This is a genomic window from Citrobacter sp. Cpo100 (assembly GCF_030332595.1).
In the GTDB taxonomy this organism is placed as follows: Bacteria; Pseudomonadota; Gammaproteobacteria; order Enterobacterales; family Enterobacteriaceae; genus Citrobacter; species Citrobacter portucalensis.
This window is the reverse complement of the sequence record NZ_JAOWHM010000004.1, coordinates 1-262: the sequence shown is the minus strand read 5'-3', so window position 1 is coordinate 262 and position 262 is coordinate 1. Positions and strand designations below refer to the sequence as shown.

Annotated in this window: 1 protein-coding gene; it reads left to right on the top strand. The window is 65.3% G+C overall.

Translation table 11 applies throughout. From position 1 onward, the window contains the following. Positions 1–262, top strand: a 262-nt coding sequence (locus OGX96_RS00020) for a hypothetical protein (protein ID WP_286581954.1), incomplete at both ends; no start/stop codon positions are given.

Sequence of the window (262 nt, the reverse complement as noted above, 5' to 3'; positions counted from 1 at the left end):
AAGTGGCCTTCAGCCGCAGCGAACGCTTCTGGCTCGCCCGTGGTGGCGTGGCGAAACTGCACGAGAGTCATCCCCTGCACTTGCTCTGGCAGGCGCTTCCGGAAGACACCCGCCTGAGTCCGCATCAGTACCTGGCCACAAACAGTCCGCAGGGACCATGGTGGATTATCGGCTGGTCTGAACGGGTACCGGAGCCGGATGAGGTACTCCCCGCCCCGCTGCCGCCGTACCGGGTGCTGACCGGGCTGGTGGACAGTTTCGG